General features: G+C 52.3%; 16 protein-coding genes. 10 read left to right on the top strand and 6 right to left on the bottom strand.

What is annotated here, in order from left to right; genetic code table 11:
* The first annotated feature begins 30 nt into the window (after nt 1-30).
* Both CUR85_RS18575 and CUR85_RS18570 read left to right on the top strand, forming a co-directional pair.
* Nucleotides 31-1,356 (top strand): KpsE/RkpR family capsule polysaccharide export protein, encoded by a 1,326-nt coding sequence (locus tag CUR85_RS18575; RefSeq protein WP_280323119.1) that lies wholly within the window; start codon nt 31-33, stop codon nt 1,354-1,356.
* Nucleotides 1,357-1,366: 10 nt separating this feature from the next.
* A complete protein-coding gene (locus CUR85_RS18570; protein ID WP_280323118.1) occupies nt 1,367-2,026 on the top strand; it encodes an ABC transporter ATP-binding protein in 660 nt (219 codons plus the stop codon).
* Nucleotides 2,027-2,134: 108 nt separating this feature from the next.
* Here CUR85_RS18570 and CUR85_RS18565 read toward each other — a convergent pair whose 3' ends face one another.
* The 6 genes from CUR85_RS18565 to CUR85_RS18545 all read right to left on the bottom strand — a co-directional run bounded on the left by CUR85_RS18565 (nt 2,135) and on the right by CUR85_RS18545 (nt 6,096).
* A complete protein-coding gene (locus CUR85_RS18565; RefSeq protein ID WP_280323117.1) occupies nt 2,135-2,698 on the bottom strand; it encodes an invasion associated locus B family protein in 564 nt (187 codons plus the stop codon).
* Entirely contained in the window at nt 2,685-3,677 is a 993-nt protein-coding gene (locus CUR85_RS18560) for a CsgG/HfaB family protein (RefSeq protein WP_280323116.1), read from the bottom strand. The genes CUR85_RS18565 and CUR85_RS18560 overlap by 14 nt, the downstream gene beginning before the upstream one ends.
* Before the next feature lie 47 nt (nt 3,678-3,724).
* On the bottom strand, nt 3,725-4,024 hold the full coding sequence (locus tag CUR85_RS20650) for a curli assembly protein CsgF (RefSeq protein WP_425520189.1): 300 nt from the start codon (nt 4,022-4,024) through the stop codon (nt 3,725-3,727).
* Between the two features lie 245 nt (nt 4,025-4,269).
* Nucleotides 4,270-4,692, bottom strand: coding sequence for a hypothetical protein (locus CUR85_RS18555; protein ID WP_280323115.1), 423 nt, complete (start codon nt 4,690-4,692; stop codon nt 4,270-4,272).
* Between the two features lie 22 nt (nt 4,693-4,714).
* Nucleotides 4,715-5,086, bottom strand: a complete 372-nt coding sequence (gene csgH / locus CUR85_RS18550; RefSeq protein WP_280323114.1) for a curli-like amyloid fiber formation chaperone CsgH — start codon at nt 5,084-5,086, stop codon at nt 4,715-4,717.
* Between the two features lie 95 nt (nt 5,087-5,181).
* Complete coding sequence (locus tag CUR85_RS18545; protein ID WP_280323112.1) at nt 5,182-6,096, bottom strand: hypothetical protein; 915 nt, start codon at nt 6,094-6,096, stop codon at nt 5,182-5,184.
* A 420-nt stretch (nt 6,097-6,516) separates the two neighbouring features.
* Here CUR85_RS18545 and CUR85_RS18540 point away from each other — a divergent pair, with 420 nt between their 5' ends.
* The 8 genes from CUR85_RS18540 to CUR85_RS18505 all read left to right on the top strand — a co-directional run bounded on the left by CUR85_RS18540 (nt 6,517) and on the right by CUR85_RS18505 (nt 14,140).
* A complete protein-coding gene (locus CUR85_RS18540) occupies nt 6,517-6,831 on the top strand; it encodes a hypothetical protein (RefSeq protein ID WP_280323111.1) in 315 nt (104 codons plus the stop codon).
* 104 nt (nt 6,832-6,935) lie between these two features.
* Nucleotides 6,936-7,568, top strand: coding sequence for a response regulator transcription factor (locus tag CUR85_RS18535; protein ID WP_280323110.1), 633 nt, complete (start codon nt 6,936-6,938; stop codon nt 7,566-7,568).
* 288 nt (nt 7,569-7,856) lie between these two features.
* Nucleotides 7,857-9,323 (top strand): helix-turn-helix domain-containing protein, encoded by a 1,467-nt coding sequence (locus tag CUR85_RS18530; RefSeq protein WP_280323109.1) that lies wholly within the window; start codon nt 7,857-7,859, stop codon nt 9,321-9,323.
* Between the two features lie 82 nt (nt 9,324-9,405).
* Nucleotides 9,406-9,747: a hypothetical protein gene (locus tag CUR85_RS18525; protein ID WP_280323108.1), complete on the top strand. Its 342-nt coding sequence runs from the start codon at nt 9,406-9,408 to the stop codon at nt 9,745-9,747.
* Nucleotides 9,748-10,175: 428 nt separating this feature from the next.
* Nucleotides 10,176-11,303 (top strand): UDP-galactopyranose mutase, encoded by a 1,128-nt coding sequence (gene glf / locus CUR85_RS18520; protein ID WP_280323106.1) that lies wholly within the window; start codon nt 10,176-10,178, stop codon nt 11,301-11,303.
* A gap of 91 nt (nt 11,304-11,394) precedes the next feature.
* Nucleotides 11,395-13,173 (top strand): glycosyltransferase family 2 protein, encoded by a 1,779-nt coding sequence (locus CUR85_RS18515; protein WP_280323104.1) that lies wholly within the window; start codon nt 11,395-11,397, stop codon nt 13,171-13,173.
* Nucleotides 13,170-13,508: a hypothetical protein gene (locus CUR85_RS18510; protein ID WP_280323103.1), complete on the top strand. Its 339-nt coding sequence runs from the start codon at nt 13,170-13,172 to the stop codon at nt 13,506-13,508. The genes CUR85_RS18515 and CUR85_RS18510 overlap by 4 nt, the downstream gene beginning before the upstream one ends.
* Complete coding sequence (locus CUR85_RS18505; protein WP_280323102.1) at nt 13,505-14,140, top strand: hypothetical protein; 636 nt, start codon at nt 13,505-13,507, stop codon at nt 14,138-14,140. The genes CUR85_RS18510 and CUR85_RS18505 overlap by 4 nt, the downstream gene beginning before the upstream one ends.
* Nucleotides 14,141-14,645: the final 505 nt, after the last annotated feature.

Genomic DNA, 14,645 nt, shown 5'->3' with positions numbered 1-14,645 from the left:
TAAGAAGTGTCGGATCAGGGGTTCGGTCTCATGAGCAGCGAAGATAAAGTAGGTTCGCCGCAAAAGGCGGCTGCAAGTCCTGTGCCGAACAAACCGGGGGCTCAGCAGAAGCCGTCGGCAGGACAACCCGGCAAGGCGCCCGGTGGGGATGATAAACCCGGCGGGCCGAAGAAAGATGCCGCCCCTGGTAATATCCGCCCGGTTGTATCTGCCGCAAAGATGCGTCGGCGACATTGGGGGTTGGTTTCCAGTTTTCTTTTCGCAGTGGTAATTCCTACGGTTCTAACAGCTTTCTATCTCGCTGTTCTTGCGCAGGATCAGTACCGGTCGACCACCGGCTTTGTTGTGCGTCAAGATGAAGGGAATTCGGCAGCTTCTAGCCTGAGTGGGCTGGCACAATTCGTCGGAGGTTCCGTATCTTCAGACGGGGATGTGTTGTCCAAATTTGTTCAGAGCCAACGCTTGGTATCAGAAATTGACGCAAAACTCGATATTCGCCGCCACTACGCGCAATATTGGTTCGGCGTTGACGGAAAGAGCTTGTTGGATACCGATCCGGTATTTTCGATCCAGCCGAATGCCAGCATCGAAGACTTGAGCGATTACTGGGACCGCATGGTACGGGTTTCTTTCGATCAAGGCACCGGGTTGATTGAAGTGCAGGTTCTTGCCTTCGACCCCGCCATGGCGCAGGCTATCGCACAGGAAGTCTTAAACCAAAGCCAAGTAATGATTAATGCGCTCAACGATACCGCGCGGGCGGATGCGATGCGCTATGCCAATGCTGATTTAGAAACAGCCTTAAACCGGCTAAAAGAAGCGCGCGAAGCTCTAACAGGGTTTCGCACTCGGACCCAGATCGTCGATCCGCTCGCCGATCTACAGGGGCGAATGGGGGTAATGACCAATCTGCAACAACAGTTGGCCGAGGCGCTGATTGAATTTGATCTTCTGCGGGAGACGAACAGCTCCAGCGATCCGCGCCTAGTCCAGGCCAAACGTCGAATAGAGGTGATTCAGGAACGCATACTGAGCGAGCGCAATAGCTTTACCGGTGGCGATATGACCAGTGCCGTGGCTGAGGATTATCCGAAGCTTCTGGCTGAATACGAAAGCTTGCAAGTGGATCTCGAGTTTGCCGAGGAAGCCTACCGGCTGGCGCTGTCTGCGGTTGAGGTCGCGCGCTCCAACGCCACCCGCCAGAGCCGCTATCTGGCAACCTATATTGAGCCGACAAGACCCGAAACGGCTGAATTCCCGCGGCGCTTTATGCTTGGCGGGCTGGCCTGTCTATTCCTGACCTTGCTTTGGGGGGTGGGGGCGTTGGTCTATTACTCGATCCGAGACCGGCAGTAGTAGAGCGATCATGATCCGGTTCGAGAACCTCAGCAAAAGTTTTTGGGTGCGTGGCTCCCAGAAAGTGGTCGTGGACAACCTGAACATTACATTACCTGCTGGTAAATCACTGGCGCTTCTGGGCCGCAATGGAGCAGGCAAATCCACCCTGATGAGCATGATTGCTGGATCGCTGTCGCCTGACCGCGGGCGCATTGTTCACGGCGGCTCCGTATCCTGGCCCGTGGCTTTCGGCGGCTCTTTTCATGGTGAGATGACGGGGGTCCAGAACGTGCGTTTTCTGGCACGTATTTACGGTGCCGACACCGATGCACTGGCTGATTTCGTCGAGGATTTCGCCGAGATTGGCAAGCATTTCTACATGCCGGTGCGGACCTATTCTGCGGGAATGAAATCACGTCTGGCTTTTGGAGCCTCAATGGGTATCCATTTCGATACCTATCTGGTGGATGAGGTCACGTCGGTGGGCGATGCCTCGTTCAAGCGAAAAAGCCGGGCTGTCTTTGCCGACCGGATGGAGCGCAGCGGTGCAATTCTGGTGAGCCATGCTATGCCGGATGTCCGGGCATTCTGTGACGCTGCTATTGTGCTAGAGAACGGGCATATCGAATATTTCGAGGATCTCGAAGAGGGCATTGCCTATCACCAGAGACTGATGAAAAATTCTTGAATACGAACTTTACTTTTTCCACCATTAACCTGGAACATCAGCGGTATCTCAGTCAGAATTCAGTTCGACCCATTAGATCAGTGCGTTGACAGTCTGGCTCGCAGTTAATTATTCACCGTCATTTGCCGTTAACTCTTGCACCTCGTCACGGGGCCTAATTTGATCTAATCCCTCTGCAAATCCGGTTAGCGATACAGGAATTGGAATATCTCCTGCATTAGGTTGGGCAATTGTAAAACTTGCACTCTTTCCCTCAAGTAAGGCCGCCACTTGAGCGTTGGACAGGGAGGCCTCAATTAGACACCCGTTAACTAAGCACCTCGACCAAGAGAAACTCCCTATGATCACACCATCGACGCTTAGAAGAGGAGGTTTGGTAAGATCGCTACCGAGGGGCAAAGAAACTTGTGCGAGCAGCATTTTTTCAGGAACCGACCACGCCAAGGCGACAATCATCGCTGCAATGCTGGGATCCTGTGTAAGAACCCTCTGGTAAAGCTGGCATCCTCCTGCAGTAACGTCGGAACCCATCAAACATTCGATTGCCCAATCTCCTACAGTGATGCGATTGGCACTGTCTAAAGTTGCGCTTCCCTGCCCATACAATGGGGCTACTCCCAAAGTAGCGATGACCATCCCGAAAGAAGAGGCGCGCCGATTAACGCCGAACATTGGTCGGAATCCGTTGCTGTTTTTTGAGTAAATCAACGTCAGCCGTCATGACATTCCGAGAAACCAGTGGTCGAAGAGCGTTCGAAGCCTGCCCAATAGAAGCCAGCCGTACTTTCTGGCGCGTTACTAGCTGCTGATGTACTGCGGTATCCTTGAACTGCCAAATATTCTCTTCTGCACCTTCTAGAATGAGATCATAGACTGCTAGCTCAACCGCTTGCCGTACCGCGATACCTGTAGGCTCATTTACAGAGTAGCCTGTGTCAAGTTCTAGCAAGCGGTCAACCGCGACGTACCTAAAAATAGAAAGTTGATCCGCAAGAGAATAGATCGTTTTCTCGGTTTGAACTGAGGCCAAAACTTCACCGGTTTGAACACTGACAGCGCGCAGCACCACTGAGATGCGGTCCCGGCGGTATTCAAGGCTATTGCCAATCCCCAAAAGCCGAGCCCCAGCCCCGCCAGTCACAACGTTGGTATCGTAATCAATCACGCCACCTGAGATTATAATCCCTGCAAAGCGCAATGGCTCAAGCGCTGAGCGTTGCAAGCCGCGATAGTTCTGATTAGTTTGATCAATGAGTTGGCGTTCGGTTAGAAGATCTTGAATATTAGCGCGTTCAATGACGTTGAACCATTGGCCGTCTCCGACTTCTGTAAGAACATCAATCAGTACGTCTGACATCCCTTGGGATACTGCGCGGGAGAACCGTGTAAAATTGTCAGATTCCTCATTTTGACCGGTTTTATCTTCATATTTATAGATAGCCACATCAATCTTCTTTTGCGCAGGGGGCAATTGCCTGAGCGCTAAACCGGTACTGGTAGCCGGGGTGGAGAGTGGAGGCCTTACATCCTTGTCAAAACGCGTTCCAATAGACTGCAACCCCAGTTCTGCGCAGCCACCAAGAGTGGTCAACAAACTGAAACCAAGCCCAAACGCTCTCAGTTTTGAGCCAAGTATCAAAAAAAATTTCATGCCGTCCCCGTTTCAGTGCCGTCGTTTTTGACGGTCTACAGTTTACCTCAATTAGATGCCGTGCCCGCAGTGTTATTCGTGCCCTGAGCTGTAGAAGATGATCCGGAGTCGGAACCCACGCCACCAAGATCGATTACAATTGGAGGAAAGGTAATGTCAGGCGCGCCGCCGCTTCCCCCACTCTCTGCCGGAGGCAAGTGCTGGTTTTGAATTTGCGCTGTGCCTAGAAGGTAGCCCCAATTATCTGGAGTCCCGCCAAACGCAGGAACCAGCGGTTTATAGATGAGGTCACCTGCAATGGCAGAACCCGCACTAACCAGTAATGTGGCTGTGCCTAGCCCAAGCATAGTTCTGACCGATAACATGAATGTCTCCTCTCAAGCAAAGCCTGAAAGCTAAAACCAGATTGTCATAGCCTTTATATCAAACACTAAAGCTCTCCACGGCGAGCTAAAACAATCTGAGCACTGCAATCAGGGTCAATTCAGTTTAACAACCGTGCCCCGGGGGGCATTTCGCACCACTATTCCGCCACTGTAGCTTTGCCCAGCTTGTCCGTAAACGACCTTGGTACCGACCGAGTCCACAAGTGCTACTGAATTGCTGAGACTGTTGCCAATTTGTGCCGATGCGATCCCGTTCTCCGCCCCCCAACGATAGCGGCCAAAGAAGAATTATTGCTTCCAAGTTGAGCTTGAGCGATGGCGCTACCGGGAGAGTTTTGAATGACAGCAATGGCATCGTTTGCGTTACCTTGTTGCAGCACAAGAGTTCCAGAGTTCTGACTACCTGAGATTGAGCTGACCGCATTGTTGCCTTCACCATCTTGAGAAATTACCGCCGATGACCCGTCCCCGCCAGAACTTTGGGGCGCGCCAGCAGTACGCTCTTGGGTCACAATTACCTGTTCAAGCGTAAGCCCATTGCTAACTTGAAAGCCAAAGTCTTGTGCCCGGCCAGTGGTTGTGCCGACAAGCATAAGCGCTATTTTAGCAATAAAGAGGTTAAGTCGCATATCCATATTCCTTGATAACGGGTCACTTCCACTCATAATCGAAAGAGCAGGATGTACTACGATCTCCGCCCTTGACATGTAGCGTGACGGTAAGACGACCTCCGTTTGCAATATACATTGTCGTAGATGCTAAAACAAGAAAGCCGCCAGCAGATTGCGTATGCTCGCCGCCGAACTGACCAGCCTGTTGCGAGAGGGACCGACTTCCTCCCTGCCGAGCGTCAATTTGCATCTTGTAGCTACCTTGAGGCCAGTCTTGCGGGTCTACTACGCCCTGCAGCGTGACCACATTTCCGTTCTCTGACATATGAAGAGCGCAGTTCTCTCCCAATGGCGCCGAATCCGTTTGTGTGGCGACCATTGCTAAAAGAAATAAAGTTAATGACATATTCATGACGCACTCCTCGTCATGTGCGAATACAGGGGCGCCACAATGGCGCCCCTGACTGTTTTCATTCTCTCTGACAAAACAGAGAAGCGTGTTCTCTATCAGTTGCTCTGATAGTTCACAGCTTCGTTGTTGCCACCTTGCTGGATGATCGCGCTTTTATTCAAGCTACCCAACTGAATGCTTGCTGCAGAGTTAAGCGACGCGGCTCCCATTACTGCGCCCGTAGCACTCAGGCCCGAACCGGCAATTCCAATATTCCGCGTAGTGCCATCGATCGCATCAAGCGAAGCGTTATCACCACCACCTTGCGAGATGAACGATAGGTTGTCGTCACCAACCTGCAACTGTGCCGCAGTGTTGTCACCGTTATTTTGGAAGGTCATAGCATTGTTGCCGCTACCCGCCTGCGAAGTGGCAGCAATGTTATGGTTGCCGCTCTGCAGAATAGTTGAAACGTTACTTACGCCAATCTGCGCTGCAGCAGCTCCATTATCGATACCGTTCTGGAAGATCGCGTTTTGGTTCAGGTCGCCCAATTGGGAAATTGCTGCTTCGTTAGACGCAAAAGTCTGGCTAATGATTGCGTCGTTCTCATCGCCATCTTGAAGCGTTGCAGATTCTTGGTCGGTACCAGACTGAAGGTTGACGGACTGGTTGTTGTTGCCAACCTGGAATTGAAGGTTGGCGTTCGCGGGCTGACTGTCTACCGTTACAGAAAGAGCATTTGAGGTCTGCCCGCCTGCGGTAATCCCCCCAGCGGTGTTAACGAATGCATCGGCCCACTCCCCGCCGAGGTCAGCTCTAGCATCTGCCGTTTCATCAATACCGCCACCACCAGTATCGAGAGCACTCGCGCTATTTCCAAAGGAACCGGTGTTCTGATCAGCCGTGGCACCGTTACCAGAGTGTGCCGTCGCATCATCTGGATTGACGTCTGGTCCGGTTGACGTTTGAGCAAACGACATACCTGCTGCTAGTACCAACGCTGTGGAAGTCATGAGAAGCTTTTTCATTTCGAATGTCCTTTTCCTATACCCAGCCCGAGGATCAGCCTCAGGTCAGGACAAAGTTACGAACAGCTCCCACATCCGAACATTCCGGAGATCGGTCACAGCTTTGGCAAGGGATTTTAATGATTCGGCTCAGATGGCCTTATAGGAAACTCTCGATCTGGGCGATCGGCGTTACCGTTTTCGGTGATTTCGACCTAAGGATTTTGGCTTGATCGACGATTCGATGAGGGTTTTCCGTTAGGTGTCCTCAGGAAAGTCCAAAAATATTGACTTTGCGCTGAATCTTGCTCAGATTGTGTCGCAAGGTGGTTTATAAGCAGGCGATATTAGGATCATATTTTTACTGTAAGCTGTTGAGCTTAGGGGAGTTTGTAAGTTCGCTTCATACGATCTAGTTTTTACTACCTCCAGGAGAAAGACATGGTTGCTCCATTCAGGTTTGCAATTCCTGCAATAGCATTGGGCATGGCTGCCCTTGGGACGTCAACTTACGCAAAAGATCGCGTTTATGTGATGCAAGCGACCACAAAAACTAAGATAGTGTATGTTCGGCAGGCGATGGAAGTGCCGGATCAACGAGCTGCGCGTGCAAGGGCTGCCCGGTCAAATCGGAGTCAACAAGCACAGCGTAATAAAACTTCCGTACAGGTGGCGCAGACTGCTGATGCGTCCATGCTTTCTTTGGAGGCGGAGAATGTGCCTGTATTGCCTATCGCACATATCGCGGTGGAGTAACCTTATGCGGGTCGTCTGCTTTTTTAAAGCAGATTCGGCATAACTGATATGAGATCGTTTAATCGTGCTGTTGCAATCTAAATGCGGCAGTGGTCGGGGGAAATATGGACAGTGAAAAAAACGATAAAGTTGCAATTTTAGGTGGTTGTTTTTTGATGAGATCCGCGTTGGAGCTCATATTACTGGACTTGAAAGTGCCATATATAACTGCTTCCGTATCATCTGAGGTACCTCCGGACGCAACCGTTGTTTTACTATCGTACACCACGATCGATGCGCTTTCGGAATGCGTCGCATTTGGCATGAAGAACTTTGAAGCAGCGCGTATTGTTCTATTCCCTCAAGACCAAGTGCTTTTCGAAAGTACCCGAGGCTTACCTGATAATGTCGCCGCGGTAGTGCCACCCACCCTTCCTGCCGCTAAAATTAAGGCCGTAATATCGGTGGTGATGGAGGGGCATCGGGTGTTGCCATTCAAGTTGCCCAATGAAGGTGTGGGCGGGGACAAGCCAACTGGGAGCATACAGCTTGGTTTGCTGACAAGCCGACAGATTGAAATCCTTGAAGAAGTGGCGAAGGGCCAGTCTAATAAGGCCATAGCGCGAAACTTGTCAATCTCGATCAATACTGTTGAAGCGCATGTCTCTACAATAATTCGCAAGCTCCAAGTAGACAACCGGACACAGGCCGCAATTGCTCTGCGTGGGGAATTGCGGTTTCAAAAAAAACTCCGGTGATTAGGCGTGTTGGCAAAAGTCCTCGCTACGAGAGATCAATACTGCAAAGCTCCCTCCACCACTAAGTAATGATAGGAATTTTCTGTCAGGTGAAGTTTTGGCCCGCGACATTAAGAATGCCGCCTCGAGATTACACATCATTCAAGATTTGGGCACGAAGGGTGACTAGCACCAAAAGTCACTGGGAGGCGCTGGTCACCCTCGAAAAGAGTCTTGTAGTGAAGGTATAGGATCAGCTTTCAATATAGCTAGCTTAGCGCAATGCACATCTCAACGCGGTGTCGAACGATGACGAAGCGTGCTTCTTCTAACGTCAACTCTTTTGGTGCCCGGTTCGGACGACTTGTCCGGTCGTATCGTGATGATTTGGGGCTATCGGTACGAGAACTAGCTATAAATGTATGGAATGACGAAGGCCGTAAAGCCAGCATCTCAAGGCTTGAGAACGGTCACGTAGCCAACCCAGCAGCGCGCACGGTACAAGGGCTAGCTCACGCGCTCGATATTCCACAGCAAGAGATAGATAGTCTCCGCACGCCATCGCCTAATCCTTCCTTGCAACTTGAAGGGCTGTCCAGCGCGCGCCGTGATCAGCTTGAAGCACTAGCTAGCCGCTTCGAGATCAAGCATGTCTTTGACAGAACCGATACAGAACTGCGCCAGCTCCTTGATGATAAAGCGTCGGAGTACCGTATTTATAAGCGCCGGCTGAGGGAATTGGATGGCCCTATGGGCGATTTGGCAGAAATTAGGACCGCCGCACGCGAGGCTGCCGCCCAACTTGATTTCGACAGATATGAATTTTTGTTACGGCAAGTCGATGAAAGCTATAGCAAAATGGTAGTCCGTGCCAAGGAGGCGCGAGCGCGCAATGCGCTGCTACGTGGGCGGGCTGATGACGCCTATGAAGGGTTTTTGAGCGCCGCAGAAACATGGCGTAGCCTCGATCCACTACGATCCATAGAAGCCCGGCTTGGATATCACCGATTGCTGTTCGAGCACGGCTTGCGATTTGGAGGAACCGGTCTGGAACGTTCGGCTGACATATTGCGCCCAGCACTCGAAGCTGATGACTACGCTGCGCCCCGACGCGCCCGCATCCTACAAAATCTTGCCAATGCATTGGCAAACATCAGCGTTCGGTCTGGGGATCCTGTTAGCATGATTTTGATGGACGAAGCGACCGAGAAATACGAAGAGGCTCTTTCGCTAGTCTCAATAAGCGAAGACGGTGACATATGGGCAATGATACAGCAAAACCTAGGTGCAGCATTGTCGCTAAGGGCAAAGCAGTGCGACGATGACGTCGATCGGCTTGCTTATCTGGCCCGCGCAATCGAAGCCTTCCGCGCAGCGCTTCGCTTGCGTTCTCAAGAAAGCAACCCCCTCGAATGGGCGATGACCACCCAGAACGTAGCTGTCGCCTTGCTTGAGACGGCGAATGCAACACGCGGAAAAGGCAGGCTCGTGCTACTCAAGCAGGCAGATAAACTGCTGCACGATACGCTTAAGGCGCGCAATCGGGATACGGCACCGTTCGACTGGGCGCTGACACAAGAAAACTTAGCCATAGTAGCTAAATCGCTAGCCGAGCATGATGTCCCTTCTGAGCAATCACACCATCTCGCGTTAGCCGCGCGTCATATCACCGCCGCGCTCGAGGTCTTTGAAGACGAAGGGGATACGTTCTATCAAGAAAAGGCGGGTAAGCTGGCTTCTGAGATCAAGGTTAGGGCCACGGCACACAGCCAATAGAGCGTTTATAAGGAGATTTCTCTTTGCGTCGCATTAGGTTTATGCAAGTAAGATTTTTAGGTAAATAACAGGAGTATTTCCAATGAAAACGTTTGTAGCAGCTACCGTCGCGATGATTGCCTTCTCGGGGGCTGCATCCGCTCAGACCGCCGCCACCACTCAGGCAAACGTCTTGGGCGCGTCAAGTGACGCCGTTTATTCCTTGCAGGTCCAGGGTGCAACTGGCGTAGTTTATAACTGCAAGCCGGACCCGGTAACCGTTGATGGCAGTACGGCTCGCGTCTGTGTGCGTGCTGATAACGCGGGCTTGTTTGATGCAGGTTCCGGTATCGGTACCGCAGGCGGCGCAGCTGGGGCAGCTCTGGTGCTCATAGCCATTGCTGCAGGTTCTTCGTCTTCTACCACCACCACGACCACCAATTAAGTTCACGAAAGAAAATATTTTTAGACCTGAAACGTCCTGCGTAGTTAATGCAGGGCGTTTTTTAGCGATCACAGCAAAGGCAAGTTTATAAGATTCAAGATGCGGGAGATATTTATCTCCTGATGCGCTCTCGCTTTAATAGCTGGAAGAAGCTCTTGAGCAGCCTTGATGTGTTTTGATGCAAGTTATGTTGGCCACCAGAGCCGATCAAGGGCTTCGACTTCAGACGGCGGGCCCAACGTGTTGTTAGCAGCTATGCACGAAAACCTAGCGTATAGCAGATATCGGCGGCCATGCGGTCTACTTTACCTTGTACCCCGATTTTGGGTATGACATTCAGTACGCGCCTTCATGATTGCAGCACATAGTCTGCGGTCACCATCTGGCACAACTGGCACCCGCCGATAGCAATCAAGGTCACTTTTTTAATGCATATTCTTCTCGTTGGCGCTGGGCTGTCCGGAGCGGTCATTGGACGTACACTGGCCGAAGCGGGTCATCAGATCACAATTGTAGAGGCCCGCGATCATATTGCCGGTAACTGCCACACGGTGCGTGATGCGGATACAGGCGTTATGGTGCATGTCTATGGGCCTCATATCTTCCACACCGACGATGAAGAAGTCTGGGATTACGTCAACAAGTTTGAGACCTTCTTGCCCTATAAGAACCGCGTCAAAACCACGTCCAAGGGGCAGGTGTTTTCCCTTCCAGTTAACTTGCATACGATCAACCAGTTCTACGGTAAAACCCTGCGTCCGGATGAGGCGCGCGCCTTTATCGAAGGGCAGGCCGACACCACAATCACCGATCCTCAGACTTTTGAAGAACAGGCGCTGCGCTTTGTCGGACCCGACCTTTATGAGGCTTTCTTTAAGGGCTATACGATCAAACAATGGGGCATGAGCCCACAGGACCTGCCCGCCTCGATCCTCAAGCGCTTGCCAGTGCGTTTCAACTACGATGACAACTACTTCTTCCACCGTTTCCAAGGCATGCCAGAGAACGGCTATACCGCCATGGTCGAGCGTATCCTCGACCACCCTGCAATCACTGTGCATCTGAACACCACCTTCACCCGTGATCAGGTGAGCGACTATGACCATGTGTATTACTCAGGTCCGCTGGACGGTTTCTTTGACTATGAACTTGGGCGTCTGGGGTATCGTACGCTGGACTTTGAACGGTTTACCTATGAAGGCGATTATCAGGGCTGCGCCGTGATGAACTACGGCGAAGAAGATGTGCCCTATACCCGCATCACTGAGCACAAGCATTTCGCGCCTTGGGAAGAGCATGAGGGGTCGGTCTGCTACCGTGAGTTCTCGCGCGCCTGCGGGGAGGACGACATTCCCTATTACCCGATCCGGCAGGTAAAAGAAAAAGCCCTGCTGGACGAATATGAAGCGCTGGTAGCCGGGGTAGAGAATGTCACCTTTGTGGGGCGTTTGGGCACGTATCGGTATTTGGACATGGATGTGACCATCCGCGAAGCGCTGGATGTGGCGCGCGCCCATCTGGCGCAGATCGGCAATACTGAGGCGGCGCTGGCATGAACTGCCGCTTGACCCGCATCAGGGTGGCAGGATAATCGCTACAGGCGATGGTTCATGGTTCCTTTCAATTTCTTATTTTAAAGCCGATTAAATGACCCCATCAGCAAAAGCCACAATTCCACTGACAACCAATATCGACAGCGTAGATCATTTGATCTTGATGCGTTGCGTCGATGACGACAGGTTCGGAAACCCTGACAAACTCAACGGGGCTTACATCGACCGGACCGCCCCCCATTTCGTTACCAGTAACCACACCCAAATTCGCAGTTATGACACTGTCCTAAATGCTCTTCCCGTTGAGCATTATTTCCGCATTTGCAGATTGAAGACGGTCACTGGTTTAGCGCGCTTTTCGGCGTCCAATTGGCGGCTGCGTATTTTGAGCCGAACAGCCAACATGGCCCCTCTCCTCATCCATGAGGAAGTCGGAACCGGTGCGGCGGATATCGCGATCCCGGTGAAGCTGAGCAAAAGACCCTATAGGCTCTATTTCGAGCTGAGTTGGGAAGGCGACCTGTCGATCGATTTGTTGGCATGGACCACGCCCAAGCCCAAGATCCTGCAGCCGCTTGGTGTGTCGATCACGACCTACAATAAAGCGGCCTATCTTTTGCCCAACCTTGAGACATTGGCCCAGAGTGCGGCCTATGCGGCCGGGGTGCTGGACCTTTTGGTGGTTAACAACGGTGATCCGCTGCCCGAAGGCCTTGCGATGGCAGAGGTCAAAGGGCTGCCAAACGTTGGCGGTACGGGCGGCTTCTTGGCGGGTCATGCCCATTTCAAAGAAAAGGGGTACCGGCATTTTGTCATCATGGATGATGACATCGCGATCCTGACCGATTTCATTGACCGGCTTTATGCCATCTCCTGTTTTGCAAAAAATTTGCATGTGGGCACGATGGCCGAGATCCTGAATGTGCCTGAGCGGATCGTGAAGGAGCAGGGAGCGAATGTATCGGGCTCTCACACTTTTGGGATCGATCTGATCAACCCCTTTTCTGACCTACAAGGATGGGATCGGCACCGGGTTTACGGCTATTACGAGGCTGATTTCAGCGGCTGGTGGAGTCTGATGGTAGACCTAAACGGGCCAACACCCACCATGCCCGAAAAACAGTTCATCAAACGCGATGACATCATGTTCGGCTATGAAAGCCGGGCGCAGGATGTGCCGACGATCGTGCCGCCCAACCTTGTCGTGGCCCACGGAGAGGAGGGCGCACCCGCCTATTATTACTATGACATCCGCAATGACCTGATCCTGCGGGCGCGCAATTCCGAGGGCCTGAGCCTATCGGCGAAGCAGTTGTTCCAGATCGCGGGCTACCTGATGCTGAGCTTACAGGCAGACCGCCAACGGATGTTCAACGCTGCCCTGTCCGATTTTATGGCGGGGCCGGATCGCCTGCAAAAGTCGGATATCGGCAAGACGCTTAAACATGTCCGCGGCATGGCTTCCAAACCGCTGCCGATCCCTAAGGCGCCTTCGGAAAAAGACAGGCTGGTGGCGAAGGACGATAAGACCGATTTGGCCACCGCTGAGGACGTATCAGACATGCCCGAGACGCAGGCCCGCCTTGGGGGCGGCGAACGGCCACGCATTCGCGCCGTGCTGCGCGACTGGATCAAACCTTCGGCTTGGAAGACCCCTGATCCATTGCCAATCGTGGAAAACAACCCATTGCTACACGCGCGCGCACAGGGGGCCTATCTGGATGTAGTTCCCTTCACCGATACCGCCTATCTGCGCAAACGTGAGATTTCAGCACCCTTCCGCTTCCTACATGCCGTCTTGCTTATCGCAAAGCTGTACTGCATCCGGGGGCGGTTGCTACGCGCCTATAAAGACCGCAGGACAAATTCATGATTTCCCTTTCAAACACAGCGATCCTCATCCTGACCTGCAATGATTTCGAGGCGCTCGACATCACCATCAGTCAGGTTCTAGCCACCACCCCGCAGTCGGTGCCGATCTACCTGCTGTCTAATTGCCATGGGATGCCTGGGGCGGATATCTGCGAAGATATGTGCCGGTTCACCTCCCGCCAGAACTACGGCCGGGTACATTGGTTGAACCCGATGAAGGCACAGCCAGCATTTTTTGGCATCCAGGACGCGATCGAAAACCATATCGACGCCGAATACATCCTAAAGTTGGACGATGACGCATTCCCCATCACCCCGGCTGGCTTGAAGGGATGATCGAAACCTATGCTGAGCAAGACCCTGACAAAATTGCCTATGTCAGTGGTCTGGTGAACAATAACCCCTATGGGTTCCACCGGTTGACCAGCCTGCCGGAATTGCAGGACACCTACGCCGGGATCATGAAACATAGCCATATAGCTGGTGAATATGTGCCCGGCTATCAAGAGTTCCGTATCACAGAACCCGGTGCTGCCGATCCCGGCGGCTGGGGCACCGTCTGGCAATTCCCACATCTGGCCCGTTGGATTCACGAAGAGACCACCTTGCAGCCGGAGCGGTTCAAATCGCTGACAGCCGGTCTTGGCGCCGTCGAATTCGACCCTAGCGTGCGCTTTTCCATCAACGTCATGCTGTTTCAGCGCGACCTTTGGTCCAAGGTTGCCACGGGCGGTGTAGACGACGAAGAGATGCTGAATATCTATTGCGACACCAACGATAAAACCATCGTAATTCGCGAAGATATCCCTTTCGTTCATCTCTATTTCGGGCCGCAGAAACGTTATCTGACAGACCTGCTCCCCAAGGTGCGTGAAGCCTATCCCAGCCCCCACCCCCGGCTTGTCGCCGATTGGGACGCGTTCAAGGCGAACTGGCAAATTGAACTACAAAAAAAAATTGACCGGTGAGGCAACTATTGTGGCGATTAAAGCGGTATTGAGATGGGGACGTAGAGCCGCAGGCCGGATAGTGAAACGCCGATGATCACCTTCGAAAGCCACAAGCTATGTTTCACCTACAGAGGTGGTCTAATTTGACAGAACAGTTTTGGGCTTCCTCTTCGGGAATATTCAGGCCTCCTATGCTCAAATCTAAATTAGCAACAGCCTGATGAGGTAAGCCCGATCAACTGCCCTTCCAGCGCTGAATACTGACTTCTGGTGCTGAGAACCAGCGATGTCTGTCAGCTGGCAGATGCCATTCATAGACTTATATGGCAAACCTCCTTGTCCATTTGATTGCTAAGTTAGCCGACACTCCCCAAACGCGTAGTCTCGCCAAGCGCCTTAGCTATAGCCGAATAGGTGATCGTTCCGACGTAGCGCTCTACGGCTATTTTAGCAATCAAATGGACAAGGCCACAAAACGCTGCCTTGAATCACAGACAACGCGCCACATAATCAGACTAGCCAG

The organism is Sulfitobacter faviae, assembly GCF_029870955.1.
Taxonomy (GTDB): Bacteria; Pseudomonadota; Alphaproteobacteria; order Rhodobacterales; family Rhodobacteraceae; genus Sulfitobacter; species Sulfitobacter faviae.
This window is presented reverse-complemented; position numbering and strand designations above follow the sequence as displayed.

Excerpts from the sequence above, each read along its gene's own strand:
- CUR85_RS18575 (WP_280323119.1), top strand. The coding sequence starts at position 31 with ATGAGCAGCGAAGATAAAGTAGGTTCGCCGCAAAAGGCGGCTGCAAGT.
- CUR85_RS18570 (WP_280323118.1), top strand. The coding sequence starts at position 1,367 with ATGATCCGGTTCGAGAACCTCAGCAAAAGTTTTTGGGTGCGTGGCTCC.
- CUR85_RS18565 (WP_280323117.1), bottom strand. The coding sequence starts at position 2,698 with ATGTTCGGCGTTAATCGGCGCGCCTCTTCTTTCGGGATGGTCATCGCT.
- CUR85_RS18560 (WP_280323116.1), bottom strand. The coding sequence starts at position 3,677 with ATGAAATTTTTTTTGATACTTGGCTCAAAACTGAGAGCGTTTGGGCTT.
- CUR85_RS20650 (WP_425520189.1), bottom strand. The coding sequence starts at position 4,024 with ATGCTTGGGCTAGGCACAGCCACATTACTGGTTAGTGCGGGTTCTGCC.
- CUR85_RS18555 (WP_280323115.1), bottom strand. The coding sequence starts at position 4,692 with ATGCGACTTAACCTCTTTATTGCTAAAATAGCGCTTATGCTTGTCGGC.
- csgH (WP_280323114.1), bottom strand. The coding sequence starts at position 5,086 with ATGAATATGTCATTAACTTTATTTCTTTTAGCAATGGTCGCCACACAA.
- CUR85_RS18545 (WP_280323112.1), bottom strand. The coding sequence starts at position 6,096 with ATGAAAAAGCTTCTCATGACTTCCACAGCGTTGGTACTAGCAGCAGGT.
- CUR85_RS18540 (WP_280323111.1), top strand. The coding sequence starts at position 6,517 with ATGGTTGCTCCATTCAGGTTTGCAATTCCTGCAATAGCATTGGGCATG.
- CUR85_RS18535 (WP_280323110.1), top strand. The coding sequence starts at position 6,936 with ATGGACAGTGAAAAAAACGATAAAGTTGCAATTTTAGGTGGTTGTTTT.
- CUR85_RS18530 (WP_280323109.1), top strand. The coding sequence starts at position 7,857 with ATGACGAAGCGTGCTTCTTCTAACGTCAACTCTTTTGGTGCCCGGTTC.
- CUR85_RS18525 (WP_280323108.1), top strand. The coding sequence starts at position 9,406 with ATGAAAACGTTTGTAGCAGCTACCGTCGCGATGATTGCCTTCTCGGGG.
- glf (WP_280323106.1), top strand. The coding sequence starts at position 10,176 with ATGCATATTCTTCTCGTTGGCGCTGGGCTGTCCGGAGCGGTCATTGGA.
- CUR85_RS18515 (WP_280323104.1), top strand. The coding sequence starts at position 11,395 with ATGACCCCATCAGCAAAAGCCACAATTCCACTGACAACCAATATCGAC.
- CUR85_RS18510 (WP_280323103.1), top strand. The coding sequence starts at position 13,170 with ATGATTTCCCTTTCAAACACAGCGATCCTCATCCTGACCTGCAATGAT.
- CUR85_RS18505 (WP_280323102.1), top strand. The coding sequence starts at position 13,505 with ATGATCGAAACCTATGCTGAGCAAGACCCTGACAAAATTGCCTATGTC.